Annotated in this window: 21 protein-coding genes; 17 read left to right on the top strand and 4 right to left on the bottom strand. The window is 39.7% G+C overall.

Going from position 1 to position 21,878, the window contains the following annotated elements:
- Positions 1-13: 13 nt before the first annotated feature.
- Positions 14-766, bottom strand: coding sequence for a phosphoribosylformimino-5-aminoimidazole carboxamide ribotide isomerase (gene hisA / locus ACQQ2I_RS13385; RefSeq protein ID WP_431027290.1), 753 nt, complete (start codon positions 764-766; stop codon positions 14-16).
- Positions 767-1,056: 290 nt separating this feature from the next.
- Here hisA and recD2 point away from each other — a divergent pair, with 290 nt between their 5' ends.
- Positions 1,057-3,513 (top strand): SF1B family DNA helicase RecD2, encoded by a 2,457-nt coding sequence (gene recD2 / locus ACQQ2I_RS13380; protein ID WP_431027289.1) that lies wholly within the window; start codon positions 1,057-1,059, stop codon positions 3,511-3,513.
- 363 nt (positions 3,514-3,876) lie between these two features.
- Entirely contained in the window at positions 3,877-5,088 is a 1,212-nt protein-coding gene (locus tag ACQQ2I_RS13375; protein ID WP_431027288.1) for a NupC/NupG family nucleoside CNT transporter, read from the top strand.
- 92 nt (positions 5,089-5,180) lie between these two features.
- On the opposite strand, the gene ACQQ2I_RS13370 is transcribed toward ACQQ2I_RS13375, so the two are convergent.
- Positions 5,181-5,486, bottom strand: coding sequence for a monooxygenase (locus ACQQ2I_RS13370; protein WP_431027287.1), 306 nt, complete (start codon positions 5,484-5,486; stop codon positions 5,181-5,183).
- A 442-nt stretch (positions 5,487-5,928) separates the two neighbouring features.
- Between ACQQ2I_RS13370 and alaS the strand changes: the two genes are divergently transcribed.
- From alaS to mtnN, 13 genes are all read left to right on the top strand, one after another.
- Positions 5,929-8,586: an alanine--tRNA ligase gene (gene alaS, locus ACQQ2I_RS13365; RefSeq protein ID WP_431027286.1), complete on the top strand. Its 2,658-nt coding sequence runs from the start codon at positions 5,929-5,931 to the stop codon at positions 8,584-8,586.
- A gap of 93 nt (positions 8,587-8,679) precedes the next feature.
- Complete coding sequence (locus ACQQ2I_RS13360) at positions 8,680-8,952, top strand: IreB family regulatory phosphoprotein (protein ID WP_391372274.1); 273 nt, start codon at positions 8,680-8,682, stop codon at positions 8,950-8,952.
- A complete protein-coding gene (gene ruvX, locus ACQQ2I_RS13355; RefSeq protein ID WP_431027285.1) occupies positions 8,949-9,365 on the top strand; it encodes a Holliday junction resolvase RuvX in 417 nt (138 codons plus the stop codon). Before ACQQ2I_RS13360 ends, ruvX begins: the two co-directional genes overlap by 4 nt.
- Positions 9,366-9,521: 156 nt before the next feature.
- A complete protein-coding gene (locus ACQQ2I_RS13350; RefSeq protein WP_431027284.1) occupies positions 9,522-9,821 on the top strand; it encodes a DUF1292 domain-containing protein in 300 nt (99 codons plus the stop codon).
- A gap of 223 nt (positions 9,822-10,044) precedes the next feature.
- Positions 10,045-10,566, top strand: coding sequence for a DUF1292 domain-containing protein (locus ACQQ2I_RS13345; RefSeq protein ID WP_431027283.1), 522 nt, complete (start codon positions 10,045-10,047; stop codon positions 10,564-10,566).
- Between the two features lie 772 nt (positions 10,567-11,338).
- Complete coding sequence (gene mltG / locus ACQQ2I_RS13340; protein WP_431027282.1) at positions 11,339-12,457, top strand: endolytic transglycosylase MltG; 1,119 nt, start codon at positions 11,339-11,341, stop codon at positions 12,455-12,457.
- Between the two features lie 412 nt (positions 12,458-12,869).
- Positions 12,870-13,502 (top strand): O-methyltransferase, encoded by a 633-nt coding sequence (locus tag ACQQ2I_RS13335; protein ID WP_431027281.1) that lies wholly within the window; start codon positions 12,870-12,872, stop codon positions 13,500-13,502.
- Positions 13,503-13,507: 5 nt separating this feature from the next.
- A complete protein-coding gene (locus ACQQ2I_RS13330) occupies positions 13,508-14,440 on the top strand; it encodes a peptidase U32 family protein (RefSeq protein WP_431027280.1) in 933 nt (310 codons plus the stop codon).
- A 15-nt stretch (positions 14,441-14,455) separates the two neighbouring features.
- A complete protein-coding gene (locus ACQQ2I_RS13325) occupies positions 14,456-15,736 on the top strand; it encodes a peptidase U32 family protein (protein WP_431027279.1) in 1,281 nt (426 codons plus the stop codon).
- Positions 15,736-16,371 carry a uridine kinase gene (udk, locus tag ACQQ2I_RS13320; protein ID WP_431027278.1) on the top strand — a complete coding sequence of 212 codons (636 nt, stop codon included), beginning with the start codon at positions 15,736-15,738 and terminating at the stop codon, positions 16,369-16,371. The genes ACQQ2I_RS13325 and udk overlap by 1 nt, the downstream gene beginning before the upstream one ends.
- 258 nt (positions 16,372-16,629) lie before the next feature.
- On the top strand, positions 16,630-17,124 hold the full coding sequence (gene greA / locus ACQQ2I_RS13315) for a transcription elongation factor GreA (protein ID WP_431027277.1): 495 nt from the start codon (positions 16,630-16,632) through the stop codon (positions 17,122-17,124).
- Between the two features lie 152 nt (positions 17,125-17,276).
- Positions 17,277-17,972 carry a YrrS family protein gene (locus ACQQ2I_RS13310; RefSeq protein ID WP_431027276.1) on the top strand — a complete coding sequence of 232 codons (696 nt, stop codon included), beginning with the start codon at positions 17,277-17,279 and terminating at the stop codon, positions 17,970-17,972.
- A 64-nt stretch (positions 17,973-18,036) separates the two neighbouring features.
- Entirely contained in the window at positions 18,037-18,729 is a 693-nt protein-coding gene (mtnN, locus tag ACQQ2I_RS13305) for a 5'-methylthioadenosine/S-adenosylhomocysteine nucleosidase (protein WP_431027275.1), read from the top strand.
- Between the two features lie 243 nt (positions 18,730-18,972).
- Here mtnN and sigK read toward each other — a convergent pair whose 3' ends face one another.
- Together sigK and pssA are read right to left on the bottom strand one after the other, a co-directional pair.
- Positions 18,973-19,659 (bottom strand): RNA polymerase sporulation sigma factor SigK, encoded by a 687-nt coding sequence (gene sigK, locus ACQQ2I_RS13300; RefSeq protein WP_431030518.1) that lies wholly within the window; start codon positions 19,657-19,659, stop codon positions 18,973-18,975.
- Positions 19,660-19,809: 150 nt separating this feature from the next.
- Positions 19,810-20,349 carry a CDP-diacylglycerol--serine O-phosphatidyltransferase gene (pssA, locus tag ACQQ2I_RS13295; RefSeq protein WP_431027274.1) on the bottom strand — a complete coding sequence of 180 codons (540 nt, stop codon included), beginning with the start codon at positions 20,347-20,349 and terminating at the stop codon, positions 19,810-19,812.
- Between the two features lie 152 nt (positions 20,350-20,501).
- Between pssA and ACQQ2I_RS13290 the strand changes: the two genes are divergently transcribed.
- On the top strand, positions 20,502-21,284 hold the full coding sequence (locus ACQQ2I_RS13290) for a phosphatidylserine decarboxylase (protein ID WP_431027273.1): 783 nt from the start codon (positions 20,502-20,504) through the stop codon (positions 21,282-21,284).
- Positions 21,284-21,832 (top strand): YqeG family HAD IIIA-type phosphatase, encoded by a 549-nt coding sequence (locus ACQQ2I_RS13285; protein ID WP_431027272.1) that lies wholly within the window; start codon positions 21,284-21,286, stop codon positions 21,830-21,832. The genes ACQQ2I_RS13290 and ACQQ2I_RS13285 overlap by 1 nt, the downstream gene beginning before the upstream one ends.
- Positions 21,833-21,878: the final 46 nt, after the last annotated feature.

Below are 21,878 nucleotides of genomic sequence, written 5' to 3'. Positions count from 1 at the left end.
TTATTCTCTTGCTTTATTTACAATAAGTGACTACCGCATCGTAGGCTAAGTCACCGCCAAAAATATCGAGTGCGCTACCGATTGTGACGTGAAGTTTTCCACGCCCGATTTGCTCGAACTTTGTTAAATCTTCAAGTGAGCGGACACCGCCAGCATAAGTGGTTGGAATGGTTGTCCATTGTGCTAAATCTTTTACAAGCTCCTCTTGCATGCCGCTACGTTTCCCTTCTACATCGACCGCATGAATTAATAGTTCGTCACAGTATTGTTCTATCATCCGAATTGATTCGGCATTCACTTCAAAGTCGCTGAATTTTGTCCACTTGTCTGTTACAACAAACCATTTATCATCGCGTTTTCGACAACTTAAGTCAATGACGAGTTTATCCTTCCCAACCGTATGCACAAGCTTTTCAAGACGTTCCATATCAAGGCGCCCATCATGAAAAATATACGATGTGACGATGACGTGTGAGGCACCTGCCTGTATATATTGGAGCGCATTATCCGCTGTAATACCACCGCCAACTTGTAAGCCTCCAGGGTAAGCGTTAAGTGCTTGAAGGGCAGCTTGTTCGTTACCAGATCCAAGCATAATCACATGACCGCCTGTTAATCCATCTTTCGCAAACATGTTCGCAAAGTAAGATGAATCATGTTCTGATGTGAAGTTTTCGACAACAGCCACATCGGCATGCCCTAGTGTACTGCCTACGATTTGCTTTACTTTGCCATCATGCAAATCGATACAAGGACGAAATTGCATACTTTCTCACCTCTTTTGTATAATTATTCTTTTTCTATCATAACATTGTTCCTTTGCAAGATGGGTAATAATTGTTGTAAACGGAAAGAATGCTTCAAATTTCAAGGACACATAGCAGCACGTATGATAAAATATGTACTCATAATGAGCAAAAATACATTTTAAATGTAGCGAAGGAAGCGGCTTGAGGCTCGCCCATGGAAAGCGTGTGACGTAACGAAATGTGCGGTAAAGTACACATTTTGGTGAAGAGCCAATATATACGAATTTACGAAAAGGAGCGAGGGTGGATGGCGCAAAATGTCGATTTGTTTGAAATCAATAAACTGTTTATTTTAGGCCGTCCAATCGTGTCGATTTTTCATAACCCATCAAATATGTATTCGATTGTGCGTGTGAAAATTCAAGAAACGAATATTGATTTTAAGGAAAAAGAAATGATTGTTGTCGGGTATTTCCCGCAACTGACAGAAGATGAAATGTATCGTTTTACAGGTGTGATGAAGTCACATCCAAAATACGGCTTGCAGTTTCAAGTAGAGACATTTCAAAAGGAAGTACCTGCAACAGAAACAGGGATTGTTCATTATTTATCGAGTGATTTATTTCCTGGAATCGGCCGTAAAACAGCAGAAATAATCGTGGGAAAATTAGGTGTTCATGCTTTGCAGAAAATTATGGACGATCCGCAAGCACTTGACGTAGTGCCAAGACTATCTGCGGATAAAAAGTCACAAATTCGCGCGGCTGTCGAACAAAATCTTGGGCTTCAGCGTGTCATGATTCAGTTAAATGAATGGGGATTTGGTCCACAGCTCGGTATGAAAATTTATCAAGCTTATCGCGAGGAAACCATTTTACTGCTAACAGAAAATCCGTATCGATTAATTGAAGATGTAGAGGGAGTCGGATTTGGCCGAGCAGATGAGCTCGGGGCAAAGTTAGGGATTACGGGGAACCATCCTGACCGGATTAAAGCGGCTATTTTACATGTGTTAACGCATGCTGCACTATCAGAAGGGCATGTCTATTTAGATGCAGAGCATGTATTACCAAAAGTAAAAGAGATGCTTGAGCAAAGCCAACGAGTCGAAATCCCGTATGAAGCGATTTCCAAAGCCTGTATTGAAATGCGGGAAGAAAGCAAAATTTGTGGTGAAGAAACGAGGCTGTATCTTCCATCTTTGTACTTTAGTGAAGTAGGAATAGCTTCTAAAATTCTTGATTTAGTGAAAGAAAATAATAAGCATGCGCACTTTTCAAAAGATGAAATCCGTAAAGCGATTGGCGAAGTAGAAGAACAATACAATGTTACATACGCTCCAACACAGGCACAAGCAATTGAAACAGCGCTTAATTCAGCTGTTATGATTTTAACAGGTGGACCAGGTACAGGAAAAACAACGGTGATCAAAGGGCTTGTAGAAGTATATGCAGAACTTCATGGGCTACCACTTGATCCGAAACATTATGCACAGAAAGAAGAACCGTTTCCAATCGTATTAGCAGCACCAACTGGACGTGCAGCGAAGCGTTTAGCAGAATCAACAGAACTTCCTGCCATGACAATTCACCGTCTACTCGGGTTTACGGGTCAAGAAGATAAGGATGAAGAGGCTGGCCGTGAGATCACAGGGCGTCTCGTCATTATTGATGAGATGTCGATGGTCGATACATGGCTTGCTCATCAACTCATGAAAAGTTTGCCTGAAGATGTACAAGTTGTGTTTGTAGGAGACCAAGATCAATTACCACCGGTTGGCCCAGGCCAAGTATTGAAAGATTTGCTTGCATCGAAGCAACTACCCATTGTGGAATTGACCGATGTGTATCGTCAAGCAGATGGGTCTACCATTATCGAAATTGCCCATCAAATTAAAAAAGGGATTGTACCGGATACATTAACAACCAAAACAAGCGATCGTTCCTTTATTCAAGCGGGGGCTGACCAAGTCGCAAGCGTTGTCACACAAATTGTGAAAAGCGCCGTTAGTAAAGGGCAAACGATTCGGGATGTGCAAGTATTAGCACCGATGTATAAAGGGCCTGCTGGGATTGATGCGTTAAATAAGCAAATCCAAGAGCTTGTCAATCCGAATGACGGTACGCGGAAGGAACTCGTTTTTGCGGATACCGTGTACCGGATTGGTGATAAAGTGCTGCAACTTGTCAATCAGCCTGAGAGTAATGTATTTAACGGTGATATGGGTGAAGTCATTTCAATCATTAAAGCAAAAGAGACGATTGAGAAGCAAGATTTACTCGTCGTCGATTTTGATGGAATTGAAGTAACGTATCAGCGAGCAGATTTAAATCAAATCACATTAGCGTATTGCTGCTCCATTCATAAGTCACAAGGATCTGAATTTCAGACAGTCATTATGCCCGTTGTGCGGGGCTACTCGAAAATGTTAAGGCGAAATTTACTATATACAGGCATTACGCGGGCAAAAAACTTTCTCATTTTATGCGGGGAGCCAGATGTGTTAGCAAATGGGTTAGCTCGAACGGATGACTTAACCCGTTTGACAAGCTTAAAGGCACGTCTTAACCCTATGACGATAGAGGAAGTGGAGGCTGTAGTAGAAGAAAATGTAGAGAAAGCAACCGAAACCCCAGCGGTGAAAGAAGTACAAAACAAACTACAATTGCAGCCAGTATTAAATGTAGAAACCGCACCATATATTCATCCAATGATTGGCATGGATGGTGTGTCGCCATATGATTTTATGGATGACAATAGTTAGAGAATAGAGCAAAAAATTCTTCTAGCTAAATACGGTCTTATTTGATTATTCACAATAGGGTGTTTGGGGTTCGTTATTTTTAATCTCTTTAAATATACAGAAAAACAATTATGACCACTTGTCGTAATTGTTTTTCTTTTTTTAGGAGAGAATATGTTAACAGGTGTTGTGGAATGACTAAGCGATGTGTATGAACAAACTTTTTCATAAAGTAATTAACATCCTGAATATTCATTTTTGATATAAATTTTAGAATTCATTGTTATTTTACATCGTTTTTTTGATTTGATAACATAAGTTGTAGGTCGTATGTTGTCGTATGTCAATATATTCAAATTTAATTTATTAAGAAAAGGTGGAACTATGAATATCATCTGGGGTATTGCAGGAATCCTCGTTATTTTTGGAATCGCTTTCGCTTTATCAAGTGATCGCCAATCGATTAAGTGGCGTACAATTGTAGCGGGTTTAGCCATTCAATTAACATTTGCATTCATCGTATTAAAATGGGAAACTGGTCGCCAAGCGCTCATGTGGTTATCTGACGCTGTTCAAAAATTAGTGAGTTATGCCTTTGAAGGTGTTAATTTCTTATTTGGCAGTTTAGCTGATGTAGAGGCATTTGGATTTATTTTTGCGGTAAATGTATTAACCATTATTATTTTCTTTTCATCCTTAATTTCAGTGCTTTATTACTTAGGCATTATGCAATTTATCATCAAATTAATTGGTGGTGGTTTATCGAAACTATTAGGGACGAGTAAGACGGAATCTGTCAATGCGGCAGCTAATATTTTTGTTGGGCAAACAGAGGCACCGCTTGTTATTCGACCATTTTTAGGGAGAATGACGAAATCGGAGTTATTTGCCATTATGACAGGTGGACTAGCATCGGTATCTGGCTCCGTGTTAGTTGGTTATTCTTTATTAGGTGTACCACTTGAATATTTATTGGCGGCGTCATTCATGGCAGCGCCAGCAGGTTTAATATTAGCAAAATTAATGTTACCTGAAACAGAGGAAGTGGATCATACTGATTTTAAATTAGAGCGTGATGATGAGTCAGCAAACGTCGTGGATGCTGCTGCAAAAGGTGCAGGTGACGGATTAAAGTTAGCTGTTAATGTTGGGGCCATGTTACTTGCCTTTATTGCCTTAATTGCATTATTAAACGGTATTCTATCAGGCATCGGTGGTATATTTGGTTTAGAAAACTTAACGCTAGAAAATATTTTAGGATATGTTTTTGCACCGCTTGCCTTTGCAATTGGTGTACCGTGGGAAGAGGCTGTAAAGGCCGGTTCATTCATAGGCCAGAAATTAGTATTAAATGAGTTTGTCGCCTATTCAAACTTCGCACCTGTCATTGATACATTGTCTGCCAAAACAGCCATGATTGTGAGCTTTGCACTTTGTGGTTTCGCAAACTTAAGTTCCATGGCCATTTTAATTGGTGGTCTCGGTCAAATGGCACCAGAACGTCGATCAACAATTGCAAAACTAGCATTAAAAGCTGTTATCGCAGGTACACTTGCTTCCTTATTATCTGCCTCAATTGCTGGTATGTTTGTTTAATTCGCAACGGGACAAGCGATGCTTATTTAGTTAAGTAGTAGAGAGAATTGAAAAGAGTCTTGCTTTCATTTATAGCAAGACTCTTTTCACTGTTATTTAATAGGGCCGTTATTAATAGTAGATAATACATCATTCACAGCAAAAATTTTACCGCGAATATCCGTAATACCGAAACTTGTTAAGCGTGCTGAATGCATCGTTAAATACTTTTCTGCACTTTCCTTTGTTTCAAATAAATAAACGCCACCAGCTTCTTTTGCCTCGGCATCTTCTGTCCAAATCTTCCAAATGAGCCCTTCTTCCTCATTAATACTACGTGCTAAATCTTGAAAGGCTTGTGACATTTCATCACCGAAAGGTCCGTCCATTTTAAAATCCACCTGTAATAGATAAGTCATACTAACACTCCTTTAGCCAAATTATTGATAGTATAACAGAAGTCAGCTGTTTTATAATATAAGTGTATATTTTTTTCCCTCTTTCATTGACACTATAAGTCCCATTTTATATAATCAAGAGCAGAATAATAATCAACACATTGATGGAAAAAGTACGTTGATGACACGTGTTTGAGAGAGGGGTTTCTTAGGCTGCAAAAACCTCCACAAGTCGCAACGGAAAGCTACTCCAGAGTGCAGCTAATTCCTGCCGTTCACTTACGTTACAAGTGCTAGAGATGCAAGGCGTTTGTCGTTTTGTGAACTAGGGTGGTACCACGTAGATATGATCATCTCCGTCCCTTATTTTGGGGCGGGGATTTTTTTTATTTGTGGATCGGAAAAATGTTATGGATATGCCTATCAAATCATCATATGTAGAAATTCAAGGAGGAAACAAACAATGAAAGCTTCAGAAATTCGTCGTCTGTATTTAGAATTCTTTAAAGAAAAAAATCATCATCATGAACCATCAGCACCACTTGTCCCAATTAATGACCCAACATTATTATGGATTAACTCAGGTGTTGCGACATTAAAACCATATTTCGATGGTCGTATCATTCCAGATAATCCACGTATTACAAATGCACAAAAATCAATTCGTACAAACGATATTGAAAACGTTGGTAAAACAGCGCGTCACCATACATTCTTTGAAATGTTAGGGAACTTCTCAATCGGTGACTACTTTAAAAAAGAATCGATTCATTTTGCGTGGGAATTTTTAACGGATAAAAAATGGATGGGCTTTGATCCAGAAAAATTATCGATTACATTACATCCAGAAGACCAAGAAGCGTACGATGTATGGCATAACGAAATTGGGATTCCAGAGGAGCGTTTAATTCGTTTAGAGGGGAACTTCTGGGATATCGGGGAAGGTCCATCTGGTCCAAACTCAGAAATTTTCTATGACCGTGGGGAAGAATACGGTGTAGGTACACCTGAAGAAGAAATGTACACAGGTGGTGAGAACGAGCGTTACCTGGAAATTTGGAACTTAGTATTCTCACAGTTCAACCATAACCCAGATGGCACATATACACCACTGCCGAAGCAAAACATTGATACAGGGATGGGCTTAGAGCGTATCGTTTCTGTTGTACAAAACGTACCAACAAACTTCGATACAGACCTTTTCATGCCAATTATTGAGAAAACAGAAGAATTTGCAAATCGCAAATACAAACGTCCAAATGAAGTGAACTTATCTGAAATTTTTGGTTCAACAGAAGATATTAACACACCATTTAAAGTTATTGCGGACCATATTCGTACAGTCGCATTTGCTATCGGTGACGGTGCGCTTCCATCAAACGAAGGGCGCGGCTACGTATTACGTCGTTTACTTCGTCGTGCAGTACGCTATGCAAAACAAATCGGCATCGAAAAGCCGTTTATGTTTGAATTAGTGCCAACTGTTGGTGAAATTATGCAAGACTTCTACCCAGAAGTAACGGAAAAGTGTGCGTTCATTCAGCGTGTGATTAAAAACGAAGAAGTACGCTTCCACGAAACACTTGATGGCGGTCTATCTATTTTCAACGAAGTAGTAGAAAGCCAAAAAGCAAAAGGTGAAACAGTTATTCCAGGTACGGATGCATTCCGTTTATACGATACGTACGGTTTCCCAATCGAGTTAACAGAAGAATACGCAGAAGAAGTAGGCATGACAGTTGACCATGAAGGCTTTGAAGTGGCAATGGAAGCACAGCGTGAACGCGCTCGTAACGCACGTGCAGATGTTGACTCAATGCAAGTTCAAAGTGAAGTGCTTGCGAACTTAAAGCAAGAATCAACTTATATTTATGATGCAATGGAAGCACGCGGTACAATCGCGGCAATCGTTGTAGCTGGTCAAGAAACGAACACAGCATCTGAAGGTGACGAAGCATTAGTCATTTTATCGAATACACCATTCTATGCGGAGATGGGTGGTCAAATCGCGGATACAGGTGTCATCGAGGCGGATGGCTTCAAAGCAATCGTTAAAGATGTACAAAAAGCACCAAATGGTCAGCCCCTTCACACAGTTGTAGTGGAATCTGGTGAAATGCACGTTGGTGACGAGATGACAGCATCTGTTGACCGTGAAAAACGTACGTTAATCCTGAAAAACCATACAGCTACTCACCTTATGCACCGTGCATTAAAAGATGTATTAGGTGACCATGTTGCACAAGCGGGTTCATATGTAGGTCCAGACCGTTTACGTTTCGACTTCTCTCACTTCGGTCCAGCGACAAAAGAAGAGCTAGCACAAGTAGAGCGTGCGGTAAACGAAAAAATTTGGGAAGATATCGAAGTAGTCATTCGTGAAATGCCAATCGACGAAGCGAAAGCGATGGGCGCAATGGCGCTATTCGGTGAGAAATATGGCGATGTTGTTCGTGTCGTAGCAGTATCGGATTACTCGATCGAGCTTTGCGGTGGTTTACACGTAGCTCGCTCTTCTGAAATTGGTTTCTTTAAAATTGTATCTGAAGGTGGTATTGGCGCAGGTACTCGCCGTATCGAAGCAGTAACTGGGAAAGCAGCTTACTTCGCAGTGAAGGAAGAAGAAGCAATTCTAGCTGAAGCGGCAAGCCTATTAAAAGCAAATCCTAAAGATGTAGCGACTCGTGTAGCTAGCTTACAGGCGGACTATAAAGAATTACAACGTGAAAATGAATCCCTGTCACAAAAAATTGCGAATGCGCAAGCGGGTGCAGTGCTAGATGCAGCTCAAAAAATTGGTGATGTCACAGTACTTGCGACAAAAGTAGAAGCAAAAGACAACAACCAACTTCGTCAAATGATGGACGATTTAAAAGAAAAAATGGAAAAAGCGGTTATTGTATTAGGCGCTGCTGCAGATGATAAAGTAATGCTTTGCGCTGGTGTAACGAAAGATATCGTCGGCGGTGATTACCATGCGGGGAATATCGTGAAATCAGTAGCAGAACAATGTGGCGGTAAAGGTGGCGGTCGTCCGGATATGGCGATGGCTGGTGCAAAAGAAGCGTCAAAACTTGAAGAAGCATTAAATTCTGTGTATGATTACGTTAAATCCATTTAATTAAGGGAAAAGTTCGGTTATAATGAGAATAAGTGGAGATGGATGTATGCATGTATGTCCATCTCCTTATTTCTGAAAGCGAGGTGCGGATTCTTGAGTTCTTTTGATCAAACAATGAAATTTAATTTTCCAGAAGAATCAATGGAAGAAGAAGTAAAACAAGTCATGTTAAAGGTGTATTCGGCACTAGAGGAAAAAGGGTATAATCCAACCAATCAAATCGTCGGTTATTTATTATCTGGTGATCCGGCATACATCCCTCGCCACCAGGACGCACGTAATTTAATTCGCAAGCTCGAGCGTGATGAGATTCTTGAAGAGCTCGTAAAATTTTATATTAAGAAGAATACCGAGGCGAACAAATGAGAATTATGGGATTAGACGTTGGCACGAAAACTGTCGGCGTTGCAATTAGCGATGCGCTTGGCTGGACAGCTCAAGGAATCGAAACTGTGAAAATTGATGAAGAAGCAAGCGAATTTGGCATTGAACGCATTAAAGAGCTTGTAAAGGAGTATGCTGTAACAGAGTTTGTTGTTGGCTATCCGAAAAACATGAATAACACAGTGGGTCCGCGCGGCGAAGCTTCTGAAAACTATAAAAAGCTTTTAGAGGAAACGTTTGGGCTACCAGTAAAGCTTTGGGACGAGCGTTTAACAACAATGGCTGCAGAACGCATGCTAATTGAAGCAGATGTTAGTCGCAAAAAGCGCAAACAAGTCATTGATAAAATGGCTGCTGTTATGATCCTCCAAGGATACCTTGACAGTAAAAACTAATTGTACAGTAAGTACAATTAGTTTTATGCCCCGAAAACGTAGTGGCAGGGGCAAAATATGTTTTCTGCCCTGAAAACGCAGCAACAGGGGCGAAAATTTTCTGTGCCGAAAGCGAAGCGGCAGGCACCAAAACTAATATGAAAGAGGTTTTACCGTATGACACAACAACCTGAAGAACGTTATTTAACAGTAGTAGATGAAAATGGCGAGGAGCAACTATGTGAGATTTTAGATACAATTTACTCTGAGCGCTTTGATAAAAACTATGTATTATACTCATTAGTAGGCTCTGAAGACGAAGATGGCTTTGTCGAAATTCATGCATATGCATTTGTACCATCTGAAAATGGTGAAGATGGGGAGTTACTTCCGATTGAAACAGATGAAGAATGGGAGTTCGTCGAAGATTTCTTAGCGCAACGTGAAGATGAGTTAGGCGAAGAAGACGCAGAATAATAAGATGTAGGGGGAGAGGGCACTCTCCTCCTTATTTTTTTAAAAGATACGAAAGTATAAAATTTTTCTAGTTTAAAGAGTGTCTAGCGCAAGCGGACCAGCCCCTCGTGACGTTTCGAAAGTCTCTTCGTGTGGCAAGGCAAGTACACTGTGAGCCTTTCTCCAACGCATGTCGGGGCTAGAGAGGGCGCTTGCGCTTTTCTTATTTAAGGAGGTTTTTTGTATGGATGAACAAATTTTTATTTTAACAAATGACGCAGGTGAAGAGCAGCGCTGTCGTGTCGTATTTAACTTTGAAACGGATGAGCATTCTTATGTGCTATTTACATTAATTAATGTAAATGGTGAAAGTACTTCAGATATAACGGCACTACGTTACGAATTAGATGAAAATGGCGAGATGGCTAGTTTCGAGGATTTAGAAACGGAAGAAGAATGGGCAATGGTAGAGGAAGTATTAAATACACTTGTCGCTGAGTTTGACCAAGACCAATTAAACTTCTTCACAGTAGCAGGTGAAGATGGAGAAGATGTCGTATGCCAAGTCCTTCACCGCTTTGAAGCAAACGGCAAAAACTATCTATTTTATGGATTAGCAGATGACGAAGAAAAAACAGAGATTTTCGCCTCGGCTTACGAAGCTGATGAAAGCGGTATGATTATCGACCTTGTACCAATTGAAACGGAAGAAGAATGGGCAATGGTAGAAGAAATTCTTACTTCTTTAACGGATAAAGAACAATAAATTGTATAGTTTGGTCATACTAAAAAGCGTAGCTCAGCAGTTTGGAGCTACGCTTTTTATATTAATTTATAATGAGTAAATATCCAAATATATATTACCATTTGAGTAACCGTTGCTTTTCGCTCCGGCACTCGCTTTCCACGGGCGAGATCAAGCCTCCTCGTCGCTCATGCTTCGGTGCTCCTGTCGCTACGCTTTCGTCGCAAATAAATTTCCTGCGGGGTCTTGATTGACTCGCTTTTCCCGTAGGAAGCTTTGCACCTGCCGCTTCACTTCCGGTGCAGAAAAACATTGCTCTGTAGCGAAAGGCGCATGCCGTCAGTTACACTCTCGTGCCTCCGCTACAAGCAACTATTGTTCAATAAAAAATAGGTTGCTGAAAAATAATAAATATCCTCAGAGATTACAGGAGCTAGATGACGCTACATGCAAACTGAAAGAAAATGATGTCTTTTAGATAAGAGAAATATTTTTCTAGCACATAGAGAAGTATTCACTTTTGCCGTAGCGCGCCATAGCTACAGGAGCCAAGATTTTCTTTGCGACGAAAGCGTAAGCGTCAGGAGCAGGAATAGGAGCTAAAACAGGCCACGCCTGTTTTAGCTCCTGTGTAGGCTCTGGCAAAGCGAGGAGGCTACCATTATATTTTAGTTTTATCATACTAGTATTTTTAGAATATATTTTTCCTCATTACGAGTATGAACTTATGTTTTATTTGTCTCTCTACTAAAAATCTTGTATCATATTGAAAGGGAAAAAAGGGGGGGAACCCGTGGATAATGAAGCAAAAAAACAAGAAATGCTTGAAAAAATGAGAGAGCGCAAAAGCGAGGTTAAAATCGTGCGTAAAATTGTATCAATTGTAGCACTTATCTTTTTATTAATTGTAGCGATTGGCGGCTTTGCGGCTTATAGCTATATTACATCAGCGCTTGAACCACTTGATCCAGAATCAACAGAAGAAATTGCCGTTGAAATTCCAATGGGGTCAGGGGTCACATCCATATCCAAAGTTTTAGAGAAAAAGGGCATTATTAAAGATGCACGTATTTTTAAATACTATGCAAAGTTTAAAAATGAATCACAATTTCAAGCTGGTAACTATCAAATGACAAAGGCGATGACGCTAGATGAAATTATCGAAAGCTTAAAAACAGGAAAGGTTTATCGTGAGCCGCTTTTTGCTATTACGATACCTGAAGGGTTAAATCTTGAGCAAATAGCTAATGTTATTGAGAAAAAAACAGATTTTACAGCAGAAGAATTTATAACAAAAGTAACGGATAAATCCTTTATTGAGATCATGATGGCGGAGTATCCGAATTTATTAACAACAGACATTTTAGGTGAAAATGTGCGTTATCCACTTGAAGGGTATTTATATCCAGCGACATATCCTTTCTATGAGGAAAACCCAACACTCGAATCCATTATTGAAACGATGATTTCTGCGATGGATACGATGGTGATGAATTATAAAGCGGGCTTTGAAGGACTGGGCATGTCTGTACATGAGTTTGTGACATTTGCTTCTTTATTAGAGGAAGAGGCGACAGCTCAAACGGACCGTGAAACGATTGCGAGTGTATTTTACAATCGTTTAGACATTGATATGCCTCTGCAAACAGACCCTACTGTTTTATATGCTTTAGGTGAGCATAAAGATCGTGTGCTATATGCAGATTTAGAAGTAGAAGATCCGTACAATACGTACAAGCATACCGGTTTAACGCCAGGGCCAATTTCTTCACCAGGAAAAATATCGCTAGAAGCAGCGATTAGTCCAAGCGATACGGAATACTTATATTTCCTTGCAGATAAAGAAGGGAATAACCACTTTGCGAAAACGTATGAAGAACATTTAAGCAATGTAGCGAAATATATTCAATAGCACTAATGTATAAATAGAAGGAGTCGAGTAAAGATTATTCGCATTCCTTCTATTTTCGTGCTATTATTAGTAGTGATTTTTTTTATGGATATTTAGGCATTCGTTGATAGCTGTATGTCGTTGCGGCTACTTTGAATGCACTTTTCTTGGTGGATTAGAAAGTATAAATTTTAAGGAAATCCACATAAGAAAGGACATCCTATCGACCTATTTTGATCGACAGGTGTCTTTCTAATTAAACTACTGTATCGATTGTCTTGAAGCAATAGAGCAGGGGAGTCTTGATTTCTTCGCACAATGTGAACCTATCAACAGAAAAGGTCCTTTAATTGGTCCTTCTTTTTGTATGCCTACCTCTCTCATCTTCAACAATCCCTACAAACTGTCAAAGTGAATGGTAAGGAGTTTTTGAATGGAATTATCAGATGCTTATATTCATTCCTTCATTCAACCACGTAATGAACTACTACTCGAAATGGAGCAATTTGCAGCAGCTAATCATGTACCGATTATGCAGCTTTCCGGTATTGAAGCGTTAAATCAATTGTTACGTATTCAACAGCCAAAGACGATATTAGAAATTGGTACGGCGATTGGTTATTCAGCAATGCGGATGGCGTTAGCGTTACCAGAAGTGCAAATCGTAACGGTTGAACGTGATGAGACACGTGTAGCGCATGCCCGCGAATTTATTGCTCGTTCTGAAGTAGCAGAGCGCATTACGGTGATTGAGGGGGATGCGTTAGAAGTAGATGTTGAACAAGTTCAGTCTACGTATGACGCGGTTTTTATTGATGCAGCAAAAGGGCAATACCAAAAGTTTTTTGAGAAATATGCACCGCTTGTACCATCGGGCGGGGTATTATACATTGACAATATGTATATGCACGGTTTATCTGATTTAGATATAAAAGAAGTGCCGAGAAGAAAAAGAACAATGATTCGCAATTTAAAGACGTTTACCGATTGGATTATGCAGCATCCTGACTACACGAGCGCATTTTTCCCAATTGGTGACGGCTTGTTAATTTGTTTGAAGAGGTGACAACAGTGAAAAAACCTGAATTATTAGTAACACCGCAATCTGTTGAACATATCCAAGACTTACTAAAAGCTGGAGCAGATGCGTTTGTAATTGGTGAACAACAATTTGGCTTACGTTTAGCTGGAGACTTTACCGTAGCCCAAGTAGAAGAAGCAACAAAAATCGTGCATGAAGCTGGAAAGAAAGTGTACGTAGCCGTGAATGCTTTATTCCATAACGATCGTTTAGAGGCGTTAGATAGCTATTTAAAAGAAATGCAACGTATCGGCGTTGATGCGTTATTATTTGGCGATCCGGCTGTTGTCATGGCAGTACGTGAGTTAGGTATTACGATTCCGCTTCACTGGAATCCAGAAACGATTGCAACAAACTGGTTCCAAGTAAATTATTGGGCGGAGCGTGGCGCAGAACGTGCGGTACTTGCACGTGAATTGTCATTTGAAGAAGTAACAGAAATTAAAGAAAATGCCAAGGCGGAAATCGAAGTACAAGTACACGGAATGACTTGTATGTTCCAATCAAAGCGTTCACTTTTAGGGAACTATTTCTTATATCGTGACCAAGCGATGGAAATCGAAAATCGCAAAGAAAATAAAAACATGTTCTTACATGATAAAGAGCGTAAAAACAAATACCCGATTTACGAAGATTTGAACGGTACGCATATTTTTTCACCAAATGATATGTGTATCATTGATGAGCTAGGCGAATTATTTGAAGCAGGCATCGATTCTTTAAAATTCGATGGCGTATTGCAATCGTATGATTACATTGTTAAAGTAACAAGCTTATATCGCCAAGCGATCGATACGTATTTCGATCAAGGCGAAGAAGCGTATGAAGACATAAAAGATGATTTATTTGCACAAATTGAAGAAATTCAACCAGCATTACGCCCGCTTGATACTGGCTTTATCTTCAAGGAAACAGTGTACTAGAAAGGAGCGGCGGAGATGTTACAGTTAATTCAAAACGAAAAAATTCGTGAAACAATTGATGGCAAGACAGTGATTACGAAAAAGCCTGAGCTTTTAGCGCCTGCTGGGAGCCTTGAAAAATTAAAAATAGCCGTTCATTACGGTGCTGACGCTGTATTTATTGGTGGTCAGGAATTCGGCTTACGCTCCAATGCGGATAACTTCACAATCGAAGAGATGGCTGAAGGTGTGGAGTTTGCGAAAAAATATGGTGCGGTCGTATACGTGACAACAAATATTTTCGCGCATAACGAAAACATGGAAGGTCTGGAAGAGTACCTACAAGCAATCGAAGGGGCAGGTGTGACGGGGATTATCGTAGCAGACCCGTTAATTATTGAAACGTGCCGCCGTGTTGCACCCAAACTTGAAATCCATCTTTCAACACAGCAATCGCTTTCAAACTGGAAAGCAGTCAAGTACTGGAAGGAAGAAGGCTTACATCGTGTAGTATTAGCACGTGAAGTCGGTGCAGAAGAAATGCACAAAATGAAAGAGGAAGTCGATATTGAAATCGAGGCCTTCGTACATGGTGCGATGTGTATCGCTTACTCTGGTCGTTGTGTACTATCTAACCATATGACAGCGCGTGACTCAAACCGTGGTGGTTGCTGTCAGTCTTGTCGTTGGGACTATGACTTATATGAAAATAAAGACGGTGAAGAAGTAGCGCTATTTAATGAAAGCGACGCGCCGTTTGCGATGAGTCCAAAAGATTTAAAATTAATTGAATCGATTCCACATATGATTGAGCTTGGCATTGATTCGTTAAAAGTGGAAGGGCGTATGAAATCCATTCACTACGTAGCAACAGTTATTTCTGTTTACCGTAAAGTGATTGATGCATACTGTGCAGACCCTGAAAACTTCCAAATTAAAAAAGAGTGGCTAGAAGAATTATCTCGCTGTGCAATCCGTGCAACAGCTTCTGCATTCTTTGAGTCTGAGCCAAGTTATAAGCAGCAAATGTTCGGCTTCCATGCATCGAAACCAAAATGGGATTTCGCAGGACTTGTGCTTGATTATGATGCGGAAACACAAATGGTAACAATGGAGCAACGTAACTACTTTAAGCCAGGCGATACAGTGGAGTTCTTTGGTCCAGATATCGAAACATTCCAAATGACAGTAGACCAACTTTGGGATGAAGAAGGCAATGAGTTAGATGTAGCGCGTCATCCACTACAAATTTTAAAATTCAAAGTAGATCGTCCGCTTTCGAAATTTAACATGATGCGTAAGGAGAACAAAAAGTAATGAGTAAGCGTCCAGTAGTCATTGGCATTGCCGGTGGATCATGTTCAGGAAAGACAAGTGTGACGCGTGCCATTTATGAAGTGTTCCGCGATCATTCCGTTGTCGTGATTGAGCAAGATTATTATTATAAAGATCAAAGTCATATGACATTTGAAGAACGTTTAAACACAAATTACGATCATCCGTTAGCGTTCGATACCGATTTATTAATCGAGCATATTCATACGCTATTAAATCGTGAACCAATCGAAAAGCCGGTATATGATTATGTGCAGCATACACGCTCTACAGATGTGATTAACGTTGAACCGAAAGACGTGATTATCATAGAAGGAATTTTAGTATTAGATGATGAGCGCCTTCGAGAGTTGATGGATATTAAACTATTTGTAGATACGGATTCCGATTTGCGTATAATTCGTCGGATTGAGCGGGATATTAAAGAGCGAGGACGTACAGCCGATTCTGTCATTGAGCAATATTTAACAGCTGTTCGTCCGATGCATAATATGTTTATTGAACCGACAAAGCGTTATGCAGATGTCATTATCCCTGAAGGTGGAGATAACGGCGTAGCGATCGATTTAATGGTTACAAAAATTAAAACAATTCTTGAAACTGGTTCGAATGTATAATATGATGGATTGGTATTGACATTATTTTTCATTTCATTATATTTGTATAAAGACAAAGTAATGATTCATAAACATACACATAAAATTCGATTACAAGCATGAAACATAACGCATGTCTTTTTGGACGTGCGTTATCATATACATAGCTAGTAGTCGGGTTTTATGCTATGTAGACGACTATTTTAAAAAGAAAACGATTGCATTTTAAAATTTAAGGTGTATAGTAATGTTTTCAAGCATGATGAAGGAGTGAGTATTTTGTCGAACGAAAAACAATACCCAATGACGTTAGACGGGAAAGCAAAATTAGAAGAAGAATTAGAAATTTTAAAAACGGTTAAACGTAAAGAAGTAGTAGAGCGTATTAAAATCGCACGTTCTTTCGGTGACCTTTCAGAGAACTCAGAGTACGATTCAGCTAAAGAAGAGCAAGGCTTTGTAGAAGGTCGTATTTCAACGATTGAATCGATGCTTCGTAATGCCTTAATTATTTCTGACGAACAAGATGATAATACAGAGCTTTTAGTATCACTTGGTCGTACAGTGACATTTGACGTATTAGAGGATGGCGAACCAGAGGGCGAGCCAGAATCATATAAAATTGTCGGTTCTGCAGAAGCAGATCCAGCAGAAGGCCGTATCTCAAATGACTCACCAATGGCAAAAGCATTAATGGGTCATAAAGTCAGCGACAAAGTAAAACTGACAACACCAGGCGGAGATATGGAAGTAGTTATTTTAGAAATTAAATAATATTAAAAAGTTGTTTCTGTCGTTAAGCAGGAACAACTTTTTTCTTCTTTGATAACAACAACTATCTTTATTTTCAGTAGGAGAGTTAAGCTTTCTAATAGGCAACGGTTGTGAGTATTGATAAAATAATGAGACGTAAGGGGGGGAGCTACATGGATAAAAAGGAAATGGAGTATTTAACCCGTTCTCAAGGAAATACACGTACGAAGAGACGTAAAGAAGATAAAATGAACCGCGTTTTAAATTATTTAATTGCACTTGTTTCAGCGCTAATTGTGATTAGTTTATTTATAATTTTTACAATGCAGGATGATGATGAGGTAGTTGAAGAAGCACAAACGGAGGAAACGTCTTCAGGAACAGAAAACGAATCTTCTAGCGTAGTAGATGAAACGGAAGAAACAACGAAAGAGCCAAGTAATATGGATGACCCAGTAGCGGAAGAGGAAGAAACTGAACTAGCAACAGAAGAGGAAGAGGAGCTAGAAACTGATCAAGGCTCAAACGTCGTCAATGCATCAGATAATCCACTTGTTGATGAAGTCTGGACAAGTGAAACATGGCAGCCGTATGCGACGGCACAAACAGGTGAGCATCGTTCGACCTTTGACACAAACCATATTGACTATCAAGAAAAATTAGGCGCTATTTATTCCGTTATACCGATCAATGAACAAGAAGGGATTATTTGGTCGGTCAAAAATAATGGGAATGCACAATCCGCTATCGCTGTCATTTCATCAAATGATAAAGTGCAAAAATATCGCGTGGCGATTGAATGGGTAGAGCAACAAGGTTGGAAACCAATCCAAGTTGAGGTGCTAAATACGCTCGATGGGACATATTAACTTGACATAGATTGCTTCGATTGATTATGTTAAGTAGAGTGTTTTGAAATGGAGGAAATGACGAATGAAAATTGCTGTAATCGGTGCAATGGAGCAAGAAGTAGAGCTTCTACGTAACACACTAACAAATACAGAAACGCAAACAATTGCAAATAGCGAGTACACAACAGGTACTTATGAAGGAAAAGAAGTCGTTCTTCTTAAAAGTGGAATTGGTAAAGTGAATGCAGCCATGTCTACAACGATTTTACTAGATACATTCAAGCCGGATGTTGTCATTAATACAGGCTCAGCAGGTGGTTATGATCCAGCGCTAGAAGTAGGAGCTGTTGTGATTTCGGACGAGGTACGTCATCATGATGTCGATGTCACAATTTTTGGCTACGAAATGGGGCAAGTGCCTCAGTTGCCAGCTGGTTTTAAAGCGGATGCAAAATTAATGGAAGTAGCGAAAGAGGCGGTTATGGAAGTAGGTGAGCACCAATACGGTGTTGGTTTAATCTGCTCAGGTGACTCATTTATGAATGATCCTGTCCGTGTCGAGAAAGTACGCGAATACTTCCCACAAATGAAAGCAGTTGAAATGGAAGCAGCAGCAGTAGCACAAGTTTGTCATCAATTTGGCACGCCTTTTGTTGTGATTCGCGCATTATCTGATATTGCGGGCAAAGAGTCCAACATTAGCTTTGACGAGTTTTTACCAGTAGCTGCGAAGCACTCAACAGCGATTGTATTAAAAGCGATTGAAAAACTGTAGGTAAGAAGCGTAAAGTGTTAAAAAACTCACAGTCTTTTTTTCTCTGACATGATACGATGATATCAATTACTGCGCCATAAAGCGGGATAAAATCAGTGCGTGGAGGAGGCATAAAGCATGGTTTTTTTAATGACAATAGCAATGGGTATTACAGCCGTACTGATGTTACTCATTACGGCAGATGTAGTAGAAAATAAATATTAAAAAAAAGCGCGTTTAAAGCCAAAGCTTTAAATGCGCTTTTTAGGTTTGTTGATGCTTGAATTGTTGATATAGTTTGACAAGTGCTCTTTTTTCAATACGAGATACATAGCTTCTTGAAATAGAAAGCTGATTAGCAATTTCCTTTTGTGTTAACGGTTTGACGTTGTTTAACCCGTAACGTAACTTAATAATTTCAAGTTCTCGTGCATCCAATACTTGCAAATATTTATATAGTTGTTGATGACGTTCGCGTTCTTCAATTTGTTCAATCGTTGGTTTTTCATCGAATTGAAGTAAATCTCGAATTTGCAATGCTTGCCCGTCTTTATCTACACCAATAGGCTCAAATAAAGACACATCTTTTTGTACTTTTTTTTGCGCACGTAAATGCATTAAAATCTCATTTTCGATACAACGTGCAGCATAAGTGGCAAGCCGTGTTTTTTTGTTTGGCGTAAAACTGGCTACGGCTTTCATTAAGCCAATTGTACCGATTGAAATATAGTCATCTAATTGCTCATGTGGTGGGTGGAATTTTTTTACAACGTGCGCAACAAGTCGCATATTGCGTTCGATTAATTCGAGACGTGCTTGCTCGTCGCCTGCTAAAAACCGTTCAAGTACTTGCTGTTCTTCTTCGCGTGTGAGCGGTTTAGAAAACGCCTGCCCCTTTAAATAACCAACAAGTGAAGGGAAGTCTAGCCACAGCTGAAGAAGTGAAAGCATGATGCCCACAACAGCCATCCTTTCCTTTTTTTCAGTATATGTCGAAAGGTGGCGTAAAATGAAAGAAGCCGTCTAAAAGACAATTTAAGACGGCTTTTTGCGACAAGGATGGTGTTCGGAAAGTTTTCGCTTTCTGGACACCTCCTCATATTAGACTTTCTTTAATGTGAATGTACTAATCATTAGGATAGCTAAAACCGGGAAGAAAAACATGTAAAAGACCGGTGACACAACATGCGCAAAGAAGAATGAAAAGGTAAGCAGTGTACCAGCAGCGGTAATAGGTAAACCGACAAAATAACCAGTCGATTCCATTACGTTAAAGCGAGCTAAGCGAAGCGCACCACAAGCGATGTATAGAATCGCCATAAACATCCCGGCAACACCAAAATCCATTAACGCAATTTCATACATTAACAGCGCTGGGGCTACACCGAAAGATATAATATCGCCCATCGAATCAAGCTGTTTCCCTAATTCGGATTCTTGATTATATTTTCTTGCTACTTTGCCATCGTAGCGGTCTAAAAACGCGGCAATAAAAATAAATAAAACACTATAGCTATACAACTCGTTTAATGTGGCCATAATGGCAGCTCCACCAAACGACATGTTTAATATTGTAATTAAATTGGCGGCGTTCGATTTAATTTTCTTCAAGGTGACATCGACCTTATGGAGAAGAAACATAGGAAGCACTCCTTTGCACTTTACTATTATTTTATTATACTCTGAAATGAATGCAGATGGAAAGCGGTTCTCTATCAATTATAAGAAAACGACTTTTCATCACATGAAATAACATTTATAATTACTTTTTATTATATCATGGGGGTACTTGGATGAAAGAAAGAATTTATCAAGGGATGATTGAACTTACCAACGGCAGAGGCAGCTCAGCCTTCTTGAAAAAAATTGCAACATCACCATATAGTAAAAAGCTTATTCGTAGCTACAGTAAAGTATACGAGATTAACATAGATGAGGTTTCAAAAAATATAGAGAGTTTTACAAATCTGCATGATTTTTTTACGCGTTCATTAAAGCTAGACGCACGTCCGGTTGCGCAAGGAGCAACGGTATTTGCGAGTCCTGTCGATGCAAAAATTGAGGCGTTTGGTGATATTATTGATAGTATGACATTAACGGTAAAAAATAAACCTTATTCGCTCGTCGATTTACTTGGCAGTGAACAAAGGGCAGCGAACTACCGAGACGGAAAATATATTGTGTTTTACTTAAGTCCAGCTGATTATCATCGTATGCATAGCCCAATTGATGCGGAAGTAGTACGGCAATATGTGTTAGGACAAAAATCGTATCCGGTCAATCGACTTGGTTTAACATACGGCAAGAAACCGATTAGCCATAATTATCGTATGATTAGTGAGCTTGCATATTCACCGCATCGCCAAGCAGCATTCATTAAAGTGGGTGCTACGTTTGTCAATTCGATTCAGTTAACCAATACAACGGACGTTTGGACAAAGGGCGAAGAGGTTGGGTATTTTACATTTGGTTCAACAGTTGTCATGTTATTTGAAGAAAATGCAATTGAGTTTCATGAAAATGTTGTACAAGGCTATCCTATTCGTATGGGTGAAGCGTTTGCAAATATGTTATAATGTTAAATTATGAACGTAAGGGAGATTTTGGTTTGTATAATTTCTTATTGCCAGATGAATTTGTATCGACAGTATACGAAATAACACCTGAAAAGCTAAAAGCACAAGGAATACGCGGCGTGATTACAGATTTAGATAATACACTAGTCGAGTGGGATCGTGCCGACGCGACAGAAGAACTTGCAGCGTGGTTTAAAATGATGCAGGAGGCAGGTATTCGTATTATTATTGCATCCAATAATAACGAGGAACGTGTAAAAAGCTTTGCGGAACCTTTAGGTATTCCGTATATTCATCGAGCGAAAAAACCACTAGGCAGTGGCTTTTACCAAGCACTCGTAAGCTTAAAGTTAAAGCGTGAAGAAGTCGTAATGGTAGGCGATCAACTATTAACAGATGTCATGGGTGCGAAACGTCAAAAACTGTACACGATTTTAGTCCGTCCGGTTGCTCAGTCGGATGGCTTTGTTACGCGCTTTAATCGCTTTGTGGAGCGTCGTGTGTTTAATGATTTAAAACGAAAAGGGATTAAAACTTGGGATCAATAAGAAGCGGTGTCTTGTTATTTTTCCATAAGTGAGGACACCATTTTGC

The sequence above is a fragment of the Lysinibacillus sp. LZ02 genome (assembly GCF_050613145.1).
Lineage (GTDB): Bacteria > Bacillota > Bacilli > Bacillales_A > Planococcaceae > Lysinibacillus_B.
This window is presented reverse-complemented; position numbering and strand designations above follow the sequence as displayed.

Coding starts and splice junctions, on each gene's coding strand:
- hisA (WP_431027290.1), bottom strand. CDS start 766: ATGCAATTTCGTCCTTGTATCGATTTGCATGATGGCAAAGTAAAGCAA.
- recD2 (WP_431027289.1), top strand. CDS start 1,057: ATGGCGCAAAATGTCGATTTGTTTGAAATCAATAAACTGTTTATTTTA.
- ACQQ2I_RS13375 (WP_431027288.1), top strand. CDS start 3,877: ATGAATATCATCTGGGGTATTGCAGGAATCCTCGTTATTTTTGGAATC.
- ACQQ2I_RS13370 (WP_431027287.1), bottom strand. CDS start 5,486: ATGACTTATCTATTACAGGTGGATTTTAAAATGGACGGACCTTTCGGT.
- alaS (WP_431027286.1), top strand. CDS start 5,929: ATGAAAGCTTCAGAAATTCGTCGTCTGTATTTAGAATTCTTTAAAGAA.
- ruvX (WP_431027285.1), top strand. CDS start 8,949: ATGAGAATTATGGGATTAGACGTTGGCACGAAAACTGTCGGCGTTGCA.
- ACQQ2I_RS13350 (WP_431027284.1), top strand. CDS start 9,522: ATGACACAACAACCTGAAGAACGTTATTTAACAGTAGTAGATGAAAAT.
- ACQQ2I_RS13345 (WP_431027283.1), top strand. CDS start 10,045: ATGGATGAACAAATTTTTATTTTAACAAATGACGCAGGTGAAGAGCAG.
- ACQQ2I_RS13335 (WP_431027281.1), top strand. CDS start 12,870: ATGGAATTATCAGATGCTTATATTCATTCCTTCATTCAACCACGTAAT.
- ACQQ2I_RS13325 (WP_431027279.1), top strand. CDS start 14,456: ATGTTACAGTTAATTCAAAACGAAAAAATTCGTGAAACAATTGATGGC.
- udk (WP_431027278.1), top strand. CDS start 15,736: ATGAGTAAGCGTCCAGTAGTCATTGGCATTGCCGGTGGATCATGTTCA.
- ACQQ2I_RS13310 (WP_431027276.1), top strand. CDS start 17,277: ATGGATAAAAAGGAAATGGAGTATTTAACCCGTTCTCAAGGAAATACA.
- mtnN (WP_431027275.1), top strand. CDS start 18,037: ATGAAAATTGCTGTAATCGGTGCAATGGAGCAAGAAGTAGAGCTTCTA.
- sigK (WP_431030518.1), bottom strand. CDS start 19,659: ATGCTTTCACTTCTTCAGCTGTGGCTAGACTTCCCTTCACTTGTTGGT.
- pssA (WP_431027274.1), bottom strand. CDS start 20,349: ATGTTTCTTCTCCATAAGGTCGATGTCACCTTGAAGAAAATTAAATCG.
- ACQQ2I_RS13290 (WP_431027273.1), top strand. CDS start 20,502: ATGAAAGAAAGAATTTATCAAGGGATGATTGAACTTACCAACGGCAGA.
- ACQQ2I_RS13285 (WP_431027272.1), top strand. CDS start 21,284: ATGTTAAATTATGAACGTAAGGGAGATTTTGGTTTGTATAATTTCTTA.